The 19,671-nt window shown below is 39.5% G+C and carries 16 protein-coding genes; 7 read left to right on the top strand and 9 right to left on the bottom strand.

Features of this window, described 5'->3' with window-relative positions:
* The 5 genes from JM79_RS13995 (at nt 1) to tsaB (ending at nt 5,864) form a co-directional block, all read left to right on the top strand.
* Complete coding sequence (locus JM79_RS13995; RefSeq protein WP_141878746.1) at nt 1–1,263, top strand: ABC transporter permease; 1,263 nt, start codon at nt 1–3, stop codon at nt 1,261–1,263.
* 26 nt (nt 1,264–1,289) lie between these two features.
* Nucleotides 1,290–2,408: an efflux RND transporter periplasmic adaptor subunit gene (locus JM79_RS13990; protein WP_141878745.1), complete on the top strand. Its 1,119-nt coding sequence runs from the start codon at nt 1,290–1,292 to the stop codon at nt 2,406–2,408.
* Between the two features lie 61 nt (nt 2,409–2,469).
* Nucleotides 2,470–3,906 (top strand): TolC family protein, encoded by a 1,437-nt coding sequence (locus JM79_RS13985; protein WP_141878744.1) that lies wholly within the window; start codon nt 2,470–2,472, stop codon nt 3,904–3,906.
* Between the two features lie 3 nt (nt 3,907–3,909).
* Entirely contained in the window at nt 3,910–5,193 is a 1,284-nt protein-coding gene (locus JM79_RS13980; protein ID WP_141878743.1) for an efflux RND transporter periplasmic adaptor subunit, read from the top strand.
* A gap of 11 nt (nt 5,194–5,204) precedes the next feature.
* The gene (gene tsaB, locus JM79_RS13975; RefSeq protein ID WP_141878742.1) at nt 5,205–5,864 is read left to right on the top strand and encodes a tRNA (adenosine(37)-N6)-threonylcarbamoyltransferase complex dimerization subunit type 1 TsaB; all 660 of its coding nucleotides are present in this window, start codon (nt 5,205–5,207) and stop codon (nt 5,862–5,864) included.
* A gap of 3 nt (nt 5,865–5,867) precedes the next feature.
* On the opposite strand, the gene JM79_RS13970 is transcribed toward tsaB, so the two are convergent.
* Together JM79_RS13970 and JM79_RS13965 are read right to left on the bottom strand one after the other, a co-directional pair.
* Nucleotides 5,868–6,734 carry a mechanosensitive ion channel domain-containing protein gene (locus JM79_RS13970; protein ID WP_141878741.1) on the bottom strand — a complete coding sequence of 289 codons (867 nt, stop codon included), beginning with the start codon at nt 6,732–6,734 and terminating at the stop codon, nt 5,868–5,870.
* Between the two features lie 76 nt (nt 6,735–6,810).
* Nucleotides 6,811–8,847: a thioredoxin domain-containing protein gene (locus JM79_RS13965; protein WP_141878740.1), complete on the bottom strand. Its 2,037-nt coding sequence runs from the start codon at nt 8,845–8,847 to the stop codon at nt 6,811–6,813.
* A 152-nt stretch (nt 8,848–8,999) separates the two neighbouring features.
* Here JM79_RS13965 and JM79_RS13960 point away from each other — a divergent pair, with 152 nt between their 5' ends.
* Nucleotides 9,000–11,270 (top strand): inorganic phosphate transporter, encoded by a 2,271-nt coding sequence (locus JM79_RS13960; protein WP_141878739.1) that lies wholly within the window; start codon nt 9,000–9,002, stop codon nt 11,268–11,270.
* 57 nt (nt 11,271–11,327) lie between these two features.
* Here JM79_RS13960 and JM79_RS13955 read toward each other — a convergent pair whose 3' ends face one another.
* Nucleotides 11,328–12,242: a NifU family protein gene (locus tag JM79_RS13955; protein WP_141878738.1), complete on the bottom strand. Its 915-nt coding sequence runs from the start codon at nt 12,240–12,242 to the stop codon at nt 11,328–11,330.
* Nucleotides 12,243–12,252: 10 nt separating this feature from the next.
* Here JM79_RS13955 and JM79_RS13950 point away from each other — a divergent pair, with 10 nt between their 5' ends.
* Nucleotides 12,253–13,350 (top strand): type IX secretion system membrane protein PorP/SprF, encoded by a 1,098-nt coding sequence (locus JM79_RS13950; RefSeq protein WP_260443444.1) that lies wholly within the window; start codon nt 12,253–12,255, stop codon nt 13,348–13,350.
* Here the strand turns inward: JM79_RS13950 and murI are convergent.
* From murI to JM79_RS13920, 6 genes are all read right to left on the bottom strand, one after another.
* On the bottom strand, nt 13,347–14,138 hold the full coding sequence (murI, locus tag JM79_RS13945) for a glutamate racemase (protein ID WP_141878737.1): 792 nt from the start codon (nt 14,136–14,138) through the stop codon (nt 13,347–13,349). The two genes, JM79_RS13950 and murI, sit on opposite strands and share 4 nt — an antisense overlap.
* A gap of 70 nt (nt 14,139–14,208) precedes the next feature.
* Nucleotides 14,209–14,718, bottom strand: coding sequence for an OmpH family outer membrane protein (locus JM79_RS13940; protein ID WP_141878736.1), 510 nt, complete (start codon nt 14,716–14,718; stop codon nt 14,209–14,211).
* A gap of 31 nt (nt 14,719–14,749) precedes the next feature.
* A complete protein-coding gene (locus JM79_RS13935; RefSeq protein WP_141878735.1) occupies nt 14,750–15,559 on the bottom strand; it encodes an OmpH family outer membrane protein in 810 nt (269 codons plus the stop codon).
* Between the two features lie 31 nt (nt 15,560–15,590).
* Nucleotides 15,591–18,215 (bottom strand): POTRA domain-containing protein, encoded by a 2,625-nt coding sequence (locus JM79_RS13930; RefSeq protein ID WP_185739504.1) that lies wholly within the window; start codon nt 18,213–18,215, stop codon nt 15,591–15,593.
* Nucleotides 18,216–18,222: 7 nt separating this feature from the next.
* The gene (locus tag JM79_RS13925; protein WP_141878733.1) at nt 18,223–18,963 is read right to left on the bottom strand and encodes an isoprenyl transferase; all 741 of its coding nucleotides are present in this window, start codon (nt 18,961–18,963) and stop codon (nt 18,223–18,225) included.
* The gene (locus tag JM79_RS13920; protein ID WP_141878732.1) at nt 18,964–19,662 is read right to left on the bottom strand and encodes a DUF6089 family protein; all 699 of its coding nucleotides are present in this window, start codon (nt 19,660–19,662) and stop codon (nt 18,964–18,966) included. It abuts the gene before it with no gap.
* Between the last annotated feature and the right edge of the window lie 9 nt (nt 19,663–19,671).

The following is a 19,671-nucleotide window of genomic DNA, read 5'->3' as shown; positions in this document are numbered from 1 at the left end:
ATGTTTAGTAGAGATCGTTGGAATGAAATTATAGAAGCGCTAACCTCGAACTGGTTTAGAACCCTGATGACTGCTTTTGGAGTTTTATGGGGAATATTTATCCTTGTCATCCTGCTAGCTGCAGGAAAAGGATTGGAGAATGGTGTAAAACAGGGTTTTGGTGGTATTGCAACCAATACCATGTTCATGTGGACACAGGTAGCTTCAAGACCTTATAAAGGAATGCCGAAAGGAAGATTCTACAGTTTTGAAGTAGAAGACGTTGCGGCTATCGAGAGAGAGGTGCCAGACCTCAGGTTTGTCTCACCTCGAAATCAGCTTGGTGGTTTTGGTGGCGATAACAATGTGGTACGTGGCTTAAATACCGGTGCATTCAATGTGTACGGAGATTATCCAGAAATCATTCAGCAGGAACCTATGGATATCACTTCTGGCAGGTTCGTGAACCATTCAGATATTGATCAGAAAAGGAAGGTTGCCGTAATAGGAACCGGTGTGCAGGCTGCTCTATATGATAAGGGAGAAGATCCGCTTGGAACTTATATCAAGATTAGTGGAGTGAATTTCATGGTGATTGGAACTTACAAGAAGAAAAGTCGGGGTGGTGATGCCGAGGAAGGTCAGAAAGAGATATTTGTTCCTTTTACAGCTTTTTCCCAGGCTTTTAATCGTGGGAATAAAGTAGGCTGGATGGCCATTACCGCAAAAGACAATAATAGTATCACGGCTCTTAAGGGAGATATTATCGACCTGGTTAAGGAACGTCATAAGATACATCCGGAAGATGATCGCGCGGTGGGTAATTTTGACCTTTACGAGGAATTTTCTAAAGTAAACGGACTTTTTGTAGCCCTTAAGGCGGTAGCCTATTTCGTAGGAGTACTGGTATTGCTTTCAGGAATTATCGGGATTAGCAATATTATGCTCATTGTGGTAAAAGAACGTACCAATGAAATTGGAGTAAGACGTGCTCTGGGAGCAACGCCATGGTCTATAAGAGGGCAGATCCTGATGGAGTCTATATTTCTTACCATCATTTCAGGAATGAGTGGGATCATTCTTGCTACCGGTGTGATCTGGCTGGTCAATTTCCAGCTGGACCAGATGGATACTTCAGAAATGATGTTCTTAAACCCTTCCGTAGACCTGGGAGTGGTGATCGTAGCCCTTAGTATTTTAATAATCTCTGGTCTTCTGGCCGGCCTTATACCTGCACAGCACGCCATCAAAGTAAAACCTGTGGACGCTCTGCGTACAGAATAGTTAGTAAATAGAAACACAATCAAGAAATGAAAAAATTTGTAACCATCGGAATTTTAGTTTTAATAGCAGTGACCTTCGTTGGGGCACTTTATTATCTCTATCAAAAAAGTGAAGAAGATCCAATTGTCTATCAAACTGAGGAGCCTTCAGAACAAACTATTATCAAGAAAACTGTAGCAACCGGAAAAATTGTTCCGAAGGAAGAAGTGCTTATCAAGCCAAATATTTCAGGAATCATCGATGAGATATATATCGAGGCTGGTGACAAGATCAAACAAGGGGATCTAATTGCTAAAATTCGCGTTATACCAAATGTATCATCACTGCAAAGCGCGAAAGATAATGTGGCAACTGCCCGTATCAATCTTGATAACGAAAAGAAAGTGTATCAAAGACAGAAAGAGCTTTATGATAAAGGCGTGATCTCTGCCAATGACTATGATGCTGCTGAAGTTTCTTACCAGAGAAGTGAACAAAATTATCGTTCAGCACAACAAAATTATGAGATCGTAAGAACCGGTACCACCAGTGGAATTGGAAGTGCGGCAAATACCCTTGTACGATCCACGGTAGAAGGAATGGTGCTGGATGTTCCTGTGAAAACTGGAAACCAGGTAATTGAAAGTAATAATTTTAACGATGGGACCACGATCGCAACGCTTGCCGATGTGAACGAGATGATCTTTGAAGGGAAAGTCGATGAGAGTGAAGTTGGAAAGATCAAGGAAGATCTTCCGCTTGAAGTAACCGTTGGTGCGATTGAAAATAAATCTTTCGATGCTGTACTTGATTATATAGCTCCAAAAGGAGTAGAGGAGAACGGTGCGATACAATTTGAGATCAAAGGAACGCTGAACAAAGCAGATACTACATTTATTAGAGCTGGACTTAGTGCGAATGCATCCATTATTCTTGCGAAAGCCACAGATGTACTTGCGATCAAGGAAGCACTTGTGCAATTTGATGATGAGAGCAAGAAGCCATATGTAGAGATCATGACGGGTGACCAGGAATTTGAACGTAGAGAAATTGAACTTGGAGTAAGTGACGGAATTAATGTAGAGGTGACTGAAGGCCTGAAAATGGGCGATAAGATCAAAGTTTGGAACCAGCTTAAGGCTCCTACAAATATTGCTCAAAACTAGAATTTAATTTTTAGGTGTAACAACCTGTACCTTTTACAGACATATCATACAGAATTATATTATGAAGAATTATAGTTTACTTGTTACCCTCTTTCTTTTCTGCGGAATGATGAATGCGCAGCAGAAAGAGTGGACACTGGAAGAATGTGTGGAGTACGCATTGCAAAATAATATTCAGGTTAAACAATCTGAACTTGATCTTGAACTCTCTGAAATCGAGAAACTGGATGCACTGGGTAATTTTATTCCAAGTATTAACGGCCAGGCTACCAATGCATGGAATACCGGTCTTACTCAGAATGTTACCACGGGAATCCTTCAGAATCAGACAGTAAGAAACTTCTCTGCTAACTTAACTGCAGGTCTTACAATTTTTGACGGACTTCGAAATTTCAAACAATTACAAAGAGCTAAGATCTCAAGACTGGCCAGCCAGTATTCGCTGGACAAAATGGAGGATGATATCGCCTTGTTCGTTGCAGATGCCTACTTGCAGGTATTGTTCAGCAAACAAAATCTTGATGTTCTACAGGCTCAAAATGAAGTTACCAAAGAACAATTAACGCGAACTCAGGATCTGGTTGATGCAGGTGTATTACCTCAGGGTGACCTTCTGGAGATTAAAGCTACCATGGCAGATGAGAAGCAACGAATCATTCTTGCTGAAAACCAGATACAAATATCGCTTATTGGTTTAGCACAAACTTTAGGGATTAGAGACTATCAAAGTTTTGATATTGTAGATCGTGATTACGCGGTCTTCGGAAATGAAATTCTTGCGAACTCTGTTTACGATGTGATCGAGAAAGCAAAAGAAGAACGTTCAGAATTAAAAATAGCGGAGGCTAACAGAGATCTTGCAGAGCAGGATGTTGCTTTGGCTAAAGGAGCTTACCTACCAACTTTAGGAGCTTTCTTTAACTATAATACCAGGGAAACCGGACAGGGAAGAATCACTGGTGCCGTGCTGGATCCAACGGAGCCTTCAAGACAAATTGGTTTGGTGCAGGATACTGAGCAGATTGTAGTTGCTCCTAATACGATACCAACACTAGGAAGTCCGTTACCATTTTTTGATCAGTTGTATAGAAATGACGGGATAAGTTATGGTTTCCAGTTAAGCGTTCCCTTCCTGAATGGATTTTCAACAAGAAACGCTGTCAAGAGAAATCAGATCAATGTGAAAAGAGCTGAATTCCAGTTAGAACAGGCTGAACTTGATCTGGAAGCGAATGTTTACCAGGCTTATACAGATGCTAAAGGTGCTTTTGAAGCCTATGAAGCTGCTTTGGTAGCTTCCGAAGCACAGGAGAAAGCATTTGAATATGCTACAGAGCGATATGATGTTGGACTTACCAACGCGTTCGACTTTAGCCAGGCGAAGATTCGTTTTGAGAATACTCAAAGAGAGGCGCTAAGAGCCAAATACGATTATATTTTTAAATTAAAAGTTGTAGAACTTTATTTTGGAATTCCGGTTAGGGATTTAAAACTGTAAATAATGAATAAGAAGAAACTTTTCATCATCCTTGGGATCATCATCGTTTTAATCGTTGCACTAGTTATCGGTAAAAAAGCCGGTTGGTTCGGAAGTTCCACCAACATCAAAGAAGTGGAGATCACTGAAATTGAACCGGTAGATATTATCGAAACCGTATCGGCAACAGGTAAAATTCAGCCAGAGGTTGAGGTAAAACTTTCTTCTGAAGTTTCCGGAGAAATCATTGAATTACCAATAGTTGAAGGTCAGCTAGTGGAAAAAGGAGACCTTCTGGTAAAAGTAAATCCTGATATATACCAATCCAGCGTACAGAGAGCCAGAGCGAGTTATTCTAATTCTCAGGCTAATTTCGCACAGACAAAGGCTAGTTTAAAACAAGCTGAAGCAGATTTTAATCGTAACAAAACTTTGTTTGATAAAGGTGTGATCTCAAAAGCTGAATGGGATGGAATCGTTTCTAGTTATGAAATGGCAGAAGCAAACAAGGAATCTGCATACTACAGCATGCAGAGTAGCGCTGCTACAGTAACTGAAGCAACCGATAACCTTGGACGTACCAATATTTATGCTCCAATGAGCGGTACGATCTCAAAACTGGATGCAGAGCTTGGAGAAAGAGTTGTTGGTACTCAGCAAATGGCCGGGACTGAAATTCTTCGGGTAGCAAATCTTGACAATATGGAAGTTGAGGTTGATGTAAATGAAAATGATATCGTAAAAGTTGCTGTGGGTGATTCTACGATCGTTGAAGTAGATGCTTACTTAGGAAAGGATTTCAAAGGAATCGTTACTGAAATTTCTAATACTGCAGATAATACCCTAACCACAGACCAGGTAACTAATTTTAAAGTGAAAGTTCGTATTCTGAAGGAGTCTTACGAAGACCTCATGGAAGGAAAGCCGGAGAGTTACTCTCCTTTCAGACCAGGAATGACCGCTACGGTAGATATTATCACGAATAAGAGAATGAAAGTAATTGGAGTTCCAATTAGCTCGATCGTGATCAAATCTGATACTACAGCAACTAAAAAGACTTACGGAACAGCTCCTGCTACTGAAGGAACTGAAAAATTTGAATGTGTATTTGTAAAAGACGGACAAAAAGCTAAACTTCGCGTGGTGCAAACCGGAATTCAGGATGATTCTCAGATCGAGATCACAGATGGCCTGAAAGAAGGTGATGTAGTAATCACTGGCCCTTACAATACCGTTACTAAAAATCTTAATACCGGAGATGATATCGAGGTTAAAAAAGAAAAAACGGAAGAAGAAGAGGCTGAATAAATTCTAAAGATTTGGCAACTATATTATGTCTTGAAACAGCAACGACCAACTGCTCAGTTGGTCTTTCTGTTGATGGGAAACTAATCAGTCTTAAAGAAGATAATACCAAAGGTTATTCACATGCTGAAAAGCTACACCTGTTCATTCAGGATGTATTGAAAGATGCAGGGAAGAACCTTCAGGATCTGGACGTAATTGCAATTAGCAAAGGACCAGGTTCTTATACCGGTCTAAGAATTGGGGTTTCTGCTGCTAAAGGATTATGTTTTTCGCTTAATATACCATTGATTTCGATTCCTACGCTAGACCTGCTCGTTCATCAATTAAAGAATGAACCCGGGATGAAGATCGCAATGCTGGATGCCAGAAGGATGGAAGTTTATGCTGCTGTTTTTTCTGAAGATCTAATCCAGGTTCGTGACACCAATGCTGAAATTTTAGACGAAAGTTCGTTTGCGGAATATCTTCAGAAATCGAAAGTACATTTTATAGGGAATGGGGTAGCAAAGTTCCGGGAGATCATCTCTTCTGAAAATGCTGTATTCCACGAACAAAAATTCCCTTCGGCTTCAGAAATGACAGAGATCGCTGAGGTAAAGTACAAAATAAGCGACACCGAAGATGTCGCTTATTTTGAGCCTTATTATCTCAAAGATTTTATGATCGGTTAAGTATTATTCTGCCGATCTTTTTTCTCTTTCAGTTCCTCTCATTTTAGTTTGATCATATAGGTAAACATCTCTTTGTGGGTAAGGAATAGTCATTCCAGCTTCCTCAAGTCTAATTTTACCTTCCTCGATCATATACCAGTGCAGGTCCCAGAAGTCTGGCAATTCAGCAAAATATCGCACAGAGAAGTTTACCGAACTATCTCCAAGTTCAGAAACAATAATCTGTGGTGCAGGATCCTTCAAAATTTTCTCCTGTTCCATTACCATATTGGTAAGGACTTCTTTCGCTTTCTTGATATCATCATCATAAGAAATTCCGAAGCTTAGATTCTCCTTACGCGTTTTATTGAAACTGTAATTCGTAATATTATCGTTGCTTAGTTCACCATTAGGAATTACCACTCGCTGGTTTCCAAACGTATCAAGTTTCGTGTAAAATAAAGAGATCTCTACAACGCTACCAGAAACTCCCTGAGCTTCGATCCAATCTCCAACCTTAAATGGTTTTAGAACGATTATAAGCACTCCACCGGCAAGATTGGATAGCGATCCCTGCAAAGCAAGACCAATGGCCAGACCTGCAGCACCAATTGCCGCCACAAGCGATGCACTCTCTACACCAAGTTGAGTGATAACAAGTACAAAAAGAATTATCTTGAGACCCCAGCTGGCAGCATTTACTGTAAACTTCTCCAGCGTTGGATCATAATCTTTTTTGTCAAATAGTTTCTTTAAATATTTTACAATGAGTTTTATTACCCATAGTCCTACAAGTAGCAGCACAATCGCACCGATTAGCGTAGGGAGGTAATCGATAAACTTGTTCGCGTATTCTTTTGCGATTTCGCCGTAGTTGTTCAACTTGTCCATTCTTTTTTTTCTAATTTAAGTTCAAGCCCCTAGTCTAAAAAAATAGAGGCCATATCCTGTTTATTTTATGTTAAAATTAAATCATCTGTCCTAATGCATCACTTAGTGAATGCACTGGAAGCTGACAATTTCCATGTTGGCAAATATAAATTAATGATTCGCCAGACTTGTGACGATCCTTTAAAATTGCGAGATCAGATTTGCTTATAGAAGCAGCCAGTACTTTATTTTGTAAATATTGCTGCTGAAAACTTTTTGCAAGTTCTTCGGAATTGTCTCCGGTGACGGCAATCTCGTAGAAGGGATGTGTAAAATTCAGTAATAATAGCAACCAGTTCGAATAGGATTGTGCATAATCGTTAATACCCGGAAGCACTGCCTGCAACATTTTTTCTGATCTGTCTATAAGCTCAGTATTACCTGTAAGTTTACCCAGCTTATAATAATTATGGGCCATTACTGAATTGGCTGCAGGAATCACATTATCCTGTACATCAATAATTCTATTGATCAACGCCCGGTCTTTGGATGAAGTAAAGTAAGACAGCCCGGTCTTCTCATCCTTAAAATCATGTTCCACAATTTCAAGTAATGCTTGTGCTTTGTCCAGGAAGTATTCTTTGAAACTGCTTTCATACAAATCCAGTAAAGCCTGAATCACAAAAGCATAGTCTTCGAGATAAGCATTGATACTACTTTTTCCGTTTTTATAAGTATGAAAAAGTCTGCCGTCCGGCTGAATTAAATTCTTCAAAATAAAATTGATTGCCGCTTCTGCTTTTAGAAGATAATTTTCTTTTTGCAGCGCCTGGAAAGCATGGCAATATCCGCTGATCATCATCGCATTCCAGGAAGTGATGGATTTGTCGTCAAGTCCGGGTTTTGACCGCTTAGATCTTTCAGACCCTAATTTTTTCTGAAGTTCTTTCAGTTTAGCGCTTAATTCTTTCGTGCTTAAGTTTAATTTAGCTGAAAGCTCCTCAAGGCTCTGAGTTCGAATGAGCACATAATAATCCTTTTCCCATCTTCCGAAGGCATCGATATGATAGACTTCTGAAAACAATTCGTAATCGTCTCCCAGAATTTTCATCAACTCATCCTTTGTCCAGACGTAAAATGCACCTTCTTCTGAATGTCCCTGGCCATTGTCACTATCGGCATCGAGTGCCGAATAAAATGCTCCTGATTGGTCCTGAAGTTCGTTTTCCACGAATTCCAGCGTTTTCTCAACAACATCAGCATACCATTCATTCCTGGTGAGTTTATACAAATTCGCATACGAACTTACTAATTGCGCATTATCATAAAGCATTTTTTCAAAATGCGGGACATGCCATTTTTCATCTACAGAATATCTTGAAAAACCTCCATCGATAGGGTCATAGACTCCTCCCCAGGATATTTTATCAAATGTATGTTGTACATATTTTAAAAGTTCTGTGTCTTTTTCCTGGTGGGCGAACCTTAAAAGAAAATCATAATTGGAAGGCATCATGAATTTTGGACTTCTATTATATCCGCCATTCTTATGATCCAAAACAGATTTCCATTTTGAGATGATGCCGTCAAATAGTGACTTATCTAATTTCTTTTCATTCTCAGGAACATTAATAATCTGCATTTGAGAAAGTCCTTCTTCCAGCTTTTCAGCATACTCCAGGAGTTTTTCTGGTTGATTATCATACAAATGAGCAATTTGAGTAAGTGCAGATTTCCATTGATCCTTTTGAAAATAGGTGCCTCCCCAAACAGGTCTTCCATCAGGCAAGGCTACGACATTCATTGGCCAGCCTCCCATCCCGGTCATTGCCTGTACTGCATTCATGTAAACCTGGTCAACATCTGGTCTTTCCTCGCGATCTACCTTTACAGAAATGTAGTTGGCATTCATAATTGCAGCTACTTCAGCATCTTCAAAACTCTCATGCTCCATAACATGACACCAGTGACAGGCAGAATATCCTACACTAATTAGCAGTAGTTTATTCTTCTCTTTTGCTTCATCCAGGGAGCTATCATTCCAGGGACGCCAGTCTACCGGATTGTGTGCATGCTGTAGAAGATAAGGACTGCTTTCATTGATAAGCTGGTTCGTATGATCAGGTTTTTTCATAGCACTATTTTGATGGATTTGATATACAGGAGGCTAAAATTAAGGCGATTGTGGCGGGAGCTGCTTGATATTATTAATCTTTTAATAACTTTAACACCCCTGTAATTCAGTTTAATTATAACAGTTTTGCAGATTGAAAACAGATCTATCATATGGAAGACATTTACATTGTGATGCTTGTGGCGCTATTCGCCCTTGCCATTACAGATCTTGTAGTTGGAGTTAGTAACGATGCCGTAAACTTCTTGAATTCAGCTATAGGATCCAAAGCGGTCTCTATGCGAACGATCATGATCATCGCCAGTATTGGTGTGGCTGTGGGAGCTATATTTTCCAGCGGACTCATGGAGGTTGCCCGAAAAGGGATTTTCATGCCGGGAGAATTTTACTTCGAAGAGATCATGATTATTTTCATGGCCGTAATGATCACCGATGTGTTATTACTGGACTTTTTCAATTCACTTGGATTACCTACTTCCACTACAGTTTCTATTGTTTTTGAACTTCTCGGTGCTGCCGTATGTATGGCAGTTATCAAGATCTATACACAGGATAATGGAGATCTTAGTTTACTGCAGAATTATATTAATTCATCAAAAGCAACCGAGATCATTATTGGGATCTTACTCGCTGTGGTCATTGCTTTTATAGTTGGAGCTTTTGTGCAATATATATCCCGACTTATATTCTCATTCCAATTCGAGAAAAAAATAAAATATGCGGGTGCCGCTTTTGGTGGTTTCTCACTTACTTCCATACTCTACTTTATAGTAATTAAAGGTTTGAAAAGTGTTTCTTTTATCTCTCAGGAAACGCTTACCTACATTAACGACAACACTTGGTTTATTGTGTTAATAGGTTTTATAGCATTTACGCTTATCTCACAGTTTATAATGAGTGTGCTTAAACTTAATATCCTAAGGATCATTATCATTATTGGAACCTTTGCGCTGGCACTTGCATTTGCAGGAAACGATCTTGTGAACTTTATTGGAGTACCCATTGCCGCCTGGCAATCTTTTGATCTATGGCAGTCAGCTTACAATGCAACCGGGGTGATGCCATCAGAATTTTTAATGACAGGTCTTTCAGGAAAGGTCAATACTCCCGAACTCCTGTTAGTTTGTGCTGGAGCAGTGATGGTAATCACACTCTGGTTTTCCAGTAAAGCAAAAACTGTGGTTGATACCGGGATCAATCTTTCCAGACAGGGTGATTCCGTAGAAAGATTTGAACCAAACTGGCTTTCAAGAGGGATCGTACGATATTCTGTGATCATTGGAGGGGCTGTAAGTTCTGTTTTGCCGGGTGGTTTAAAAAGCAGTATCGATAATAAATTCAGTAAACCTGCCTCTCACAAGCAAAGTAGTAGGGTAGACGCTCCGGCATTTGATATGGTTCGGGCTTCGGTAAACCTGGTTGTAGCCAGTGTGCTTATTTCCATTGGAACTAATATGAAGTTGCCGCTTTCAACTACCTATGTGACTTTTATGGTCGCTATGGGTACTTCACTTGCGGATAGAGCCTGGGATCGCGAAAGTGCCGTATATCGCGTTGCAGGCGTGCTAAACGTCATAGGTGGTTGGTTCGTAACCGCTATCGTAGCATTTACGGCCGCTGCAATTTTTGCATCTATTATTTTTTACGGCGGAACCATAGCCCTGGTAGTTCTCATTATCGCAGCACTGGTTGTGGTCGTAAGAAGTAGTATTCTTCATTCTAAAGAGATGAAGAAAGAGAAGGATCAAAAGAAATTCAATAAGAGCGATATTATTACGATCAATGAGATCACTGCGGAAACTTCAGAAAATATTTCCAAAGTTATTGCGGGAATAGATAAGGTGTATTCTAAAAGTGTGGATCATCTTGGATATTATGATCTAAGTAAACTGAAGAAGAATTATAAGCGTATTGAAAAGCTGGAGGTTGAAGTTGATGAGCTTAAAGACAATATTTTTTATTTTATCAAATCCCTTGATGAGAACTCTGTTGAGGCCAGTAAGTTTTACATTTTAACCCTGGATTACCTTCAGGATATGGTGCAGTCGATTAGTTTCATCGCCAGGAATAGCTATAACCACGTACATAACAACCATAAGAACCTGAAGTTTAACCAGATTCGGGATCTTAAAAAGGTAGATGATCGTTTGCAGGTGCTTTTTGATGAGCTAATGCTGACCTTTAATAACAACGAGTTCGATAAAATCGATAGCCTGCTGAATGAGAAACAGGAATTGCTGGATTATGTTAGTGATCTAATTCAGAAACAGATCGAAAGAATAAGAACTTCTGAATCTAGTCCTAGAAATACGAAGCTTTACTTCGGAATATTACTGGAAACGAAGGACCTGATAGGTTCTACTATGAATCTGCTACAACTCTTTCAGGAATTTTATCAGGAAGCAAGAAAGACCAATTATTAAATAAAAAAATCCCTTCAAGTTGAAGGGATTTTTTTATTTAGTTTAGTATCAAAGTGATTAGCCATTGATCGCCTCTACATATTGTACTTTATCCCGAAGCATATCTCGAAGCATCGTTTCGATTCCGCTTTTCAATGTCATCGTTGAAGAAGGACATCCACTACATGCACCCTGTAAGATCACTTTTACGGTCTTGGTTTCTTCATTGTAACTGTCAAAAAGGATATTTCCGCCATCACTTGCCACTGCAGGTTTGATATACTCATCAAGGATTGCGACGATCTGCTGACTTGTATCGTCAAGTTCCTTGTATGCTGCATCATCATTATCTTCCTGAACTTTTTCAGTTTCCTGAGTTTGAATAGTCTCCGCGGTCAAAACTTCATTTCCTTCCTCGATATAATTTCTTATGAATTCACGAAGTTCCATGGTAATCTCTTCCCATTCAGCAACCTCATATTTCTGAACTGAAACATAGTTCTCATCAATAAAGACCTCTTTGACAAATGGGAAATGAAACAACTTCTGAACCAATGGTGCATTCTTTGCATCATCGATGTTCTTGAATTCAACCGACTTTAATACAAGTTTTTTGTTCGCTACAAATTTCATTACCGCCGGGTTTGGCGTGCTTTCAGCATAGACTGTCACTGGTACTTTACCGGTGGTGGTCTTTTCCTCCTTGATCACTTCGCCACCTTTGTTAAGGTATTCTTCGATTTGATCTGCTACTTCCTGTTGTACATCGCTCCATTCCACGATATCGTATTTCTCGATAGCGATGAAATTTTGTGCGATATAAACCGTTTTAACAAATGGCAGATAGAATAATTGCTGGGCAAGCGGTGAACGCTTGGCTTCGTCTATATTCTTGAATTCGAAATTTTCATGGCGTGTCAGAAACCTGTCAGCTTCAAATTTTATAATTGAAGCCGTGGTTGTAGGGACTATGTTGATATTAAAATCTTTCATCTCAAAATTTTTGGCAAAAATACTAAAGAAAAACTACGTTATACATATATTTACAGCCTTTATGGTGAATTGGGGATATCTTAAAAGAAGCCTTTCACGGCTCTCTTATCAATTGATTTTATGCACTTTTGCTTCGTTTGCGCTGTGGAATTCTCCAGCATTGAACGCGCAGGAAGTGATCCCTACCTATTCAGATTATCTAACCGATAATCTTTATCTTATCCATCCCAGTATGGCTGGTGCTTCTAACTACGATCAACTTCGTATAACCGGTAGAACGCAATGGTTCGACGTGCAGGATGCTCCTAACTTACAGACCGCAGCTCTAAATATTCGAGCTACCGATAAAATAGGACTTGGAGGTATCATGTTCAGAGATGAAAACGGGAATTATTCAAAACTTGGCGCTTACGCTACTTTTGCTTATCATCTTATGTTTTCCCGAAGTACGGTGAATCTAAACCAGCTATCATTCGGTATTAGTGCTGGTTTAATTCAACATAGACTTGATACGAGCGGTTTCACAAGGTTTGATCCTTTGGTTGGAAATAATCAATCAGATATTTTTGGGAATATTGATATTGGAGCATCTTATTATGTGAATGATCTTTATTTTCATCTTGCCGCAAAGAATATACTTTCAGTAAGCAGAGATCTGTTCTATTCAGATGCGGTGCCAAGTAATATGAGGAAATATCTTTTCTCGGCAGGCTATGTTTTTAGCTTTGACCGTAATAGTGACTGGAGTTACGAGCCTTCCATATTATTCCAAGCCCGAGAAGCTACAAAAGAAATGGCGATAGATGCCAATGTAAAAGCTTATTATCAACTCGATAATAGCAGATTATGGGGCGGAGTTTCTTATCGAAACAGTTTTGAAAGTGTTGAGGTTACCGGGCAAGGTGAAGCGGTTGCAAATCAGCAATTGCGCTACATTACTCCATTTGTTGGAATAGATTACAATAAGTTCGTTTTTGGTTACACCTTCAGCTACCAGCTAAATTCACCTGTGCTAAGTAATACTGGATTCCATCAGATCACATTGGGCTATAACTTCGGAAAAAGCCGCCAGCGTTATGATTGTAAATGTCCGGCGATCAACAATTAAAAATCTAAAGTTTCGACCTTGTAATTTTGCTCTTCCGAAGAAATAATAGAGGAGAGGACATTGGAGTTTGCATTCGAGAAAAATAAGTTGCTAATGGCATCAGAATTATCATTTAGCAATTCCCTTTCAGCAAGGATGATCTTAGTTTGTTTTGCTACTGCTTCTCCAGAATCAATGATCTTCACCGTATCTGGCAATATCTCTTGAAGAACGGGAATTAGATATGGATAATGACTACAGCCAAGCACCAGGTAATCTATTCTAGCATCAAGCATTGGTTTGAGTAAGTGCTGAAGTAAGCCAATCATCTCGGGAGTATTCGTTTTTCCTGCTTCGATGAGTTCTACGAGTCCATTGCCTTCCACTTCTACCACCTGTATATCCTTAGTGTATAATTCGCTGGTTTGGGCAAACAATTCACTTGATAATGTTCCTCGGGTAGCCAGTATACCTATAGCCTTATTAGTACTTTTTAACGCAGCTGGTTTAATGGCAGGTTCAATACCTATAAAAGGGATTCTATAGGAACTTCTTAGTACTTTGATAGCATTTGTAGTGGCAGTATTACAGGCAATGACGATGAGCTTGCAATTGAGCTCCAGAAGCTTTTCCGTGTTTTTGATAGAAAGTGCAATGATCTCTTCCTGGGTTTTCAAGCCATATGGCGCATTCTTACTATCAGATAAATAGATCGTATGCTCGTTGGGAAGAAGTTCATGTATTTCTTTCCATATAGAAGTTCCTCCTACGCCGGAATCAAAAATGCCAATTGGCTGAGACTTGTTCATAAGGTCCTAAAAATAAAAAACTGCGTACTAAGTGTACGCAGTTTAAACATTTTATTGAAATGTAATTGGATTACAGTCCTAAATCTTTTTTCACATCTGGAGTTAGATCATAACCATCAGCTAAAAGAACTCCTGTTCCTGTAGTTGAGTCTAGTACGTAATCGTAATCTTTTGCTCTAGCTACTTTTTGAATGCTAGCACGAACTTTCTCAAGAACTGGTCTTAAAAGATCAGTTTCTTTTTTCTGAAGATCCTGTCTCGCTTTAGTGCTGTGTTCCTGGATTCTTCTTTGAGCAGCCTGAATTTCAGCTCCTCTTTTCTGATTTTCTTCATCAGATTTTGTGTTAGCTTCAGCTTCGTAACGTTGCATTGTGCTTTGAGCTTCAGATAACATGTCTTTGATCTCAGCATCGTAAGTCTTCTCAAGTTTCTGAAGTTGATCCATTGCACTCTTGTATTCCGGAAGTGACTGTACCAACTCCTGAGTAGCGATATGAGCAACTTTAGACTGTGCGTTTGTAAAAGCAGTAGCGCCAATCGTTAAAGCTAAAGCTATAAAAAGTGTTCTGAATTGTTTCATTGTAATCGTCGTTAAAAATTAAAGTTTAAATTTAGTTTATAGTATCATTCTTAGTTTCGCGTGCTTTTAACAAGGAGTCCTTTTTACGTTCTCTCTCAGCTAAAATCCTTGCACGTCTTTCTTCAAATTCTTGTTGTCTCGCAGCCTTCAAAGAATCCCGTTCCTTTTTTCTGGCTTCGATCAATGCTTCACGTTCAGTCTGGCGTTCCTTTACCAGTTCTTCCCGTTCGGTAACTTCAGCATCCTGTTCTACCGTTCTGTTTTCTTCGCGTTCAAATTCTTCTACTTCATCTCGGCCTTCTAATTGCTCACGATTGGCGGTACGTTTAATTGTTCTTAATACCGTTTCGCTTACATCGTATTGCTTGTCTGCATAGATCATTCCAACGTCTGAAGTGCGGTCGAAAATAAAATCAAAATTTCTGTTTTCAGCAATTTGCTGAACTGCTGTGAAAACCTGATCTTGAATTGGTCGTACCAATTGTTTCTTCTGAATCATATAATCACCATTGGGCCCGAATCGTTTTTGCTGATATTCCAGTACCTGTTGTTCCATGTAAGAAATTTCTGATTCACGCTCCTCGATAAGTTCTCTTGTTAAAAGAGCTTTTTCATTATCCAGTTTGGATCGCATGGCTTCAACAGCGCGCATTTTAGTTTCGGCTTCCGCTTTCCATTCCTGAACACGGCTTTCCAGTTGCTTTGAAGCTTCCTGGTATTCCGGAACATTTTCAAGAATATATTCCATATCAATGTATCCCAATCGAATCGTCTTTTGAGCCGTCGCTGTACTTAGACCGATCACTAGAAATACTAATATGAAGTTTATTCTTTTTTTCATTCAAATCGAATATAGAAAATATCGTGCCAATTTAAAATTGTTGTCCTATGATAAAGTGTGTTTCCCAACCATTAGGTCCTGGCTGACCACCTACGATTTCGTCGAAACCATATCCAAAGTCAATTCCAAGTAATCCAAATGTTGGCATAAATACTCTTAGTCCAACACCAGCAGATCTGTTCAACTGGAATGGGTTGTAATCTCTGAAGTTGTCGTAAGTAGCACCTGCTTCAAGGAATGATAATGCATAGATAGAAGCAGCTGGTTTCAATGTAATAGGGAATCTAAGTTCAAGTGAAAATTTGTTGTAGATCACCGCTCCGTCATCTCTGTCATTTACTCCTCTATCAATAGGTACTACAGACTGGTTTGGATAACCTCTTAACTGTATGGTTTCTCTACCATCTAAACTGAATGCTCCAAGACCATCACCACCTAAATAGTAACGCTCGAATGGAGGAATACCTCTTTCGCTGTTGTAAGCTCCAAGGAATCCAAATTCAGCATGTGTACGTAGAACAAGATCACTACTTGGACCAAAGTTGGCTAAAGTTTCATACCAGCTTCCTGCCAGTTTAATTTTGTAAAATTCCAGCCAGTTATATTTTTTCTGGTCAACTTTCTCCTGGTCTGCAACAGAATTTTCTGAAGTTACTCTGTTTCCATTGTTATCGATCAGGTTACCATCATCATCTCTTAACTGGTATTCCGGATCATTCTCCAGGTTTCCGTAGTCTACACCGTTCCATAATGAATAAGGAGGAGTGAACTTCGCGCTAAAATCAAATTTAGAACCCTGCGTTGGGAAGATCGGGTTAAAAGCCGTGTTGTCTCTTACAATTCCTAACTGGTAATAAAGGTTATTCGAGTGACCATCACCAAAAGTAAACAGTCCTGTATTATAGTTATTAAGGTCATATCTCTGGAAGCCAACCACGTTTGAAATCGTAGCGTACTGGTCTGGTTCTCTAAGTCTTTTTCCAAGACCTATGCTTACTCCAAGAATATCAAAACTTCTTGTTTTATCTGCTTCTCTTTCAACATAATCGAACAGAAACTGTCTGGTGTAGCTAAAAGATGTAGATAAACTAACCGGTTCTTCACCACCTAACCAAGGTTCTCTGAAGGATAAGCTGTAGGTCTGATAGAAAGTACTGGCCTGTGCTCTAAGAGATAAGGTTTGACCATCTCCCATTGGAATTGGATCATAAGCATCCTTGTCGAATAAGCCTTGTATACTAAAGTTATTGAACGACAGTCCCAGTGTTCCAATGAATCCACCACCACCGTAACCACCCTGTAGTTCGATCTGGCTGGCTCCTGACTCTACCACCTGGTATTCCAGGCTCAATGTTCCTTCTCGTGGATCTGGATCCACAAATTCAGGATTTAATTGTTCTGCATCAAAGAATCCAAGTGCACCTAATTCACGAATAGTAGAAACCACGGCCTGCTGACTGTATTTCTGGCCCGGCTTGGTTCTCATTTCACGGTAGATCACATGATCCTTGGTCTTGTTGTTTCCAGTTACTCTTATCTCGTCAAAAAAGGCCTCTTTCCCTTCAAGGATTCTTACTTCAAAATCGATCGTATCATTGTAAACATTCGTTTCTACAAGATCGATATTGGAGAAAAGATATCCGTTGTTCTGGTATATATTGGCGATCGATGTTTTATTAGGTTCTCTACTCTGGATTCTTTCATCGATAAGAACACCATTATAAATATCTCCTTTTTTAACTCCAAGAGCTTTCCCTAACTGCTCATCTGTATAAGCAGCATTTCCTAGATAATCAATATTCCCAACGTAATAGCGGTTACCTTCTTCGATGTCCAGTTTCAGGCTAATAGTTTCTTTATCATTCTTAATAAGAGTATCTGAAACTATACGAGCATCACGAAAACCTTCTTCCTTGTACTTGTTGATTAGCGCAGTTTTATCTTCCTGATAATCTGCCCGAACAAACTTGGAACGCTTCCAGAACCTGATAATGTTCTTTTGCTTGGTGTTCTTCATATTCCTCTTCAGCTTCGCGTCTGATAGCTGTTCGTTACCATTAAAGTCAATGCTTTTGATCTTAACGCGATCTCCTTTGTTCACGTTTACCAGCATATTCACCTTATTCGCTCCGGTAGTATCATCAACAGGCTTTGTTTGTATGTAAACATCTGTATTGAAGTAGCCTTCCTTCTTATATTTATTCTGAATATAATTTCTAGTTGTGGTAATAAGGTTTTCAGTAACCTTGGAGCCAGGCTTAAGGCTATTCTCATCTATAAGCTCGTCGCGGTCACTCTTTTTCTTTAAACCGGTAAATGTAGTTTGGTTTAAAACAGGAACTTCCTTGATCTCCAGTTCAAGATCTGCTACGTTACCCTCAACATTGGTGATATAGAAATTGATATCACTAAATAGATCTAACGACCAGAGTTTATTGATCACATTTCTAAGCTTCTCACCCGGAATATAAAGCTCCTGGCCAGATTTAAGCCCGGTGTAGGTAAGGACTGTTTTTTCGTTGTAGGTGGTGGTTCCGGTAACTTTTATTTCTCCAATGGTGTATTTCTTAGAATCTCCCAGTGGAAGGTCCTGTGCTTTGGCAGCTATACTGAAAATGAAAAAAAATGCGAAAAGTGTAAAAATCTTCTTTGTCATGGATGCACTAACTGAGTTGCTCACTTGTTTTTCCAAATCGTCGTTCTCTGTTTTGATAGTTGTATATGGCTTCAAAAAGGTCTTCCCTTCTGTAATCTGGCCATAAGATTTTCGTAAAATACAATTCAGCATAAGCAATCTGCCATAAAAGGAAATTACTAATGCGTTGTTCGCCGCTGGTCCTGATCAATAGATCAACATCTGGCAAATTTTGGGTGTAAAGATGCTCATTTATAACTGATTCATCAATAGCATCAATAGATAATTCCCGGTTACTTATCTTCTCTGCGATTTGTTTGAAACAGCTGGTAATTTCTTCCCTGCTCCCGTAGCTTAACGCCAAAGTAAGGGTCATTCTTGTGTTGGATGAAGTTTTTTCTATAACATCCAGTAATTCTTTCTTCGCTTTCTTCGGAAGATTGGAAATATTTCCAATGCAATGAAGGCGAATATCGTTGTCCTGAAGTGTCTTGATCTCTTTCTTAAGCGATGAAACCAGGAGTTTCATAAGAGTATCGACCTCAAGTTTTGGCCTGTTCCAGTTTTCCGTAGAAAATGCATAGAGGGTAAGGTTTTTCACGCCAATCTCAGCGCAACCTTCTACTGTATCTCTAACAGCTTTAGTTCCTTCTTTGTGACCTGAAGCTCTAAGAAAACCTTTCTGTTTCGCCCATCGTCCATTACCATCCATAATAATGGCAACGTGCGCAGGTAATTTGTCAAGGTTTAAATTGTCTTTATAGTTCATCTAAAAGCAGTAACATGGCTTACGCCCAAATGTGAATGTGAATGACAATCCGGTAAAAACATACCAGTCATTCGTATTTCTATTCCCGAATTCCAGTTGAGGTTCTCTTCGGTCTAAATATTCTTCAGGCCAGCTTCCATCCAGGTTATCTGTTAATGTATAGCGGGCTCCAATTTCCAGCGCACCAATAATATGCTCGGTGATAGCCTCTTTATAGCCAAAAACCATCGGAATAGCGAATTCCCAATTAGTACCTTCATTGGATAGATTCCCGGCTCTGCCATCTTTCAAATAGACATGATCTGCCTTGAAATAGGTGATTCCGGTATATATATAAGGTGTCTTTTGTGGTAAAGGCTCAGATAAGTCAAAATCCCAGAAATTAAATTCCAGTCCCAGTGAAGCTTCAGCAATCGTATTATCGAAAGAATAACCACGCTGTTGTCTTCTGGTGTCATTAGACTCTGTATCATCTGCTGAGATTTTCGCATACAATAATGACAGTCTCCATGCGTGTCGCGGACTAACGTTCCACTTCGCCATAAAACCTCCAACGGGCGTATTGGGAAGGATGAAAGTAGTTTTTCCAACGTCTCCTATAAAATTGGCACCACCCGCAAAAACCCCAACTTCATATTTTTGAGAGTAGGAATTTCCGGTAAAAAAAGCCATTATGATAAATGCGATCAGGTACCTCATAGGTTTTCA

The sequence above is a fragment of the Gramella sp. Hel_I_59 genome, from assembly GCF_006714895.1.
Lineage (GTDB): Bacteria > Bacteroidota > Bacteroidia > Flavobacteriales > Flavobacteriaceae > Christiangramia.
Note: the sequence above shows the minus strand (reverse complement) of the source record. Positions and strands in the feature narration are given on the sequence as shown.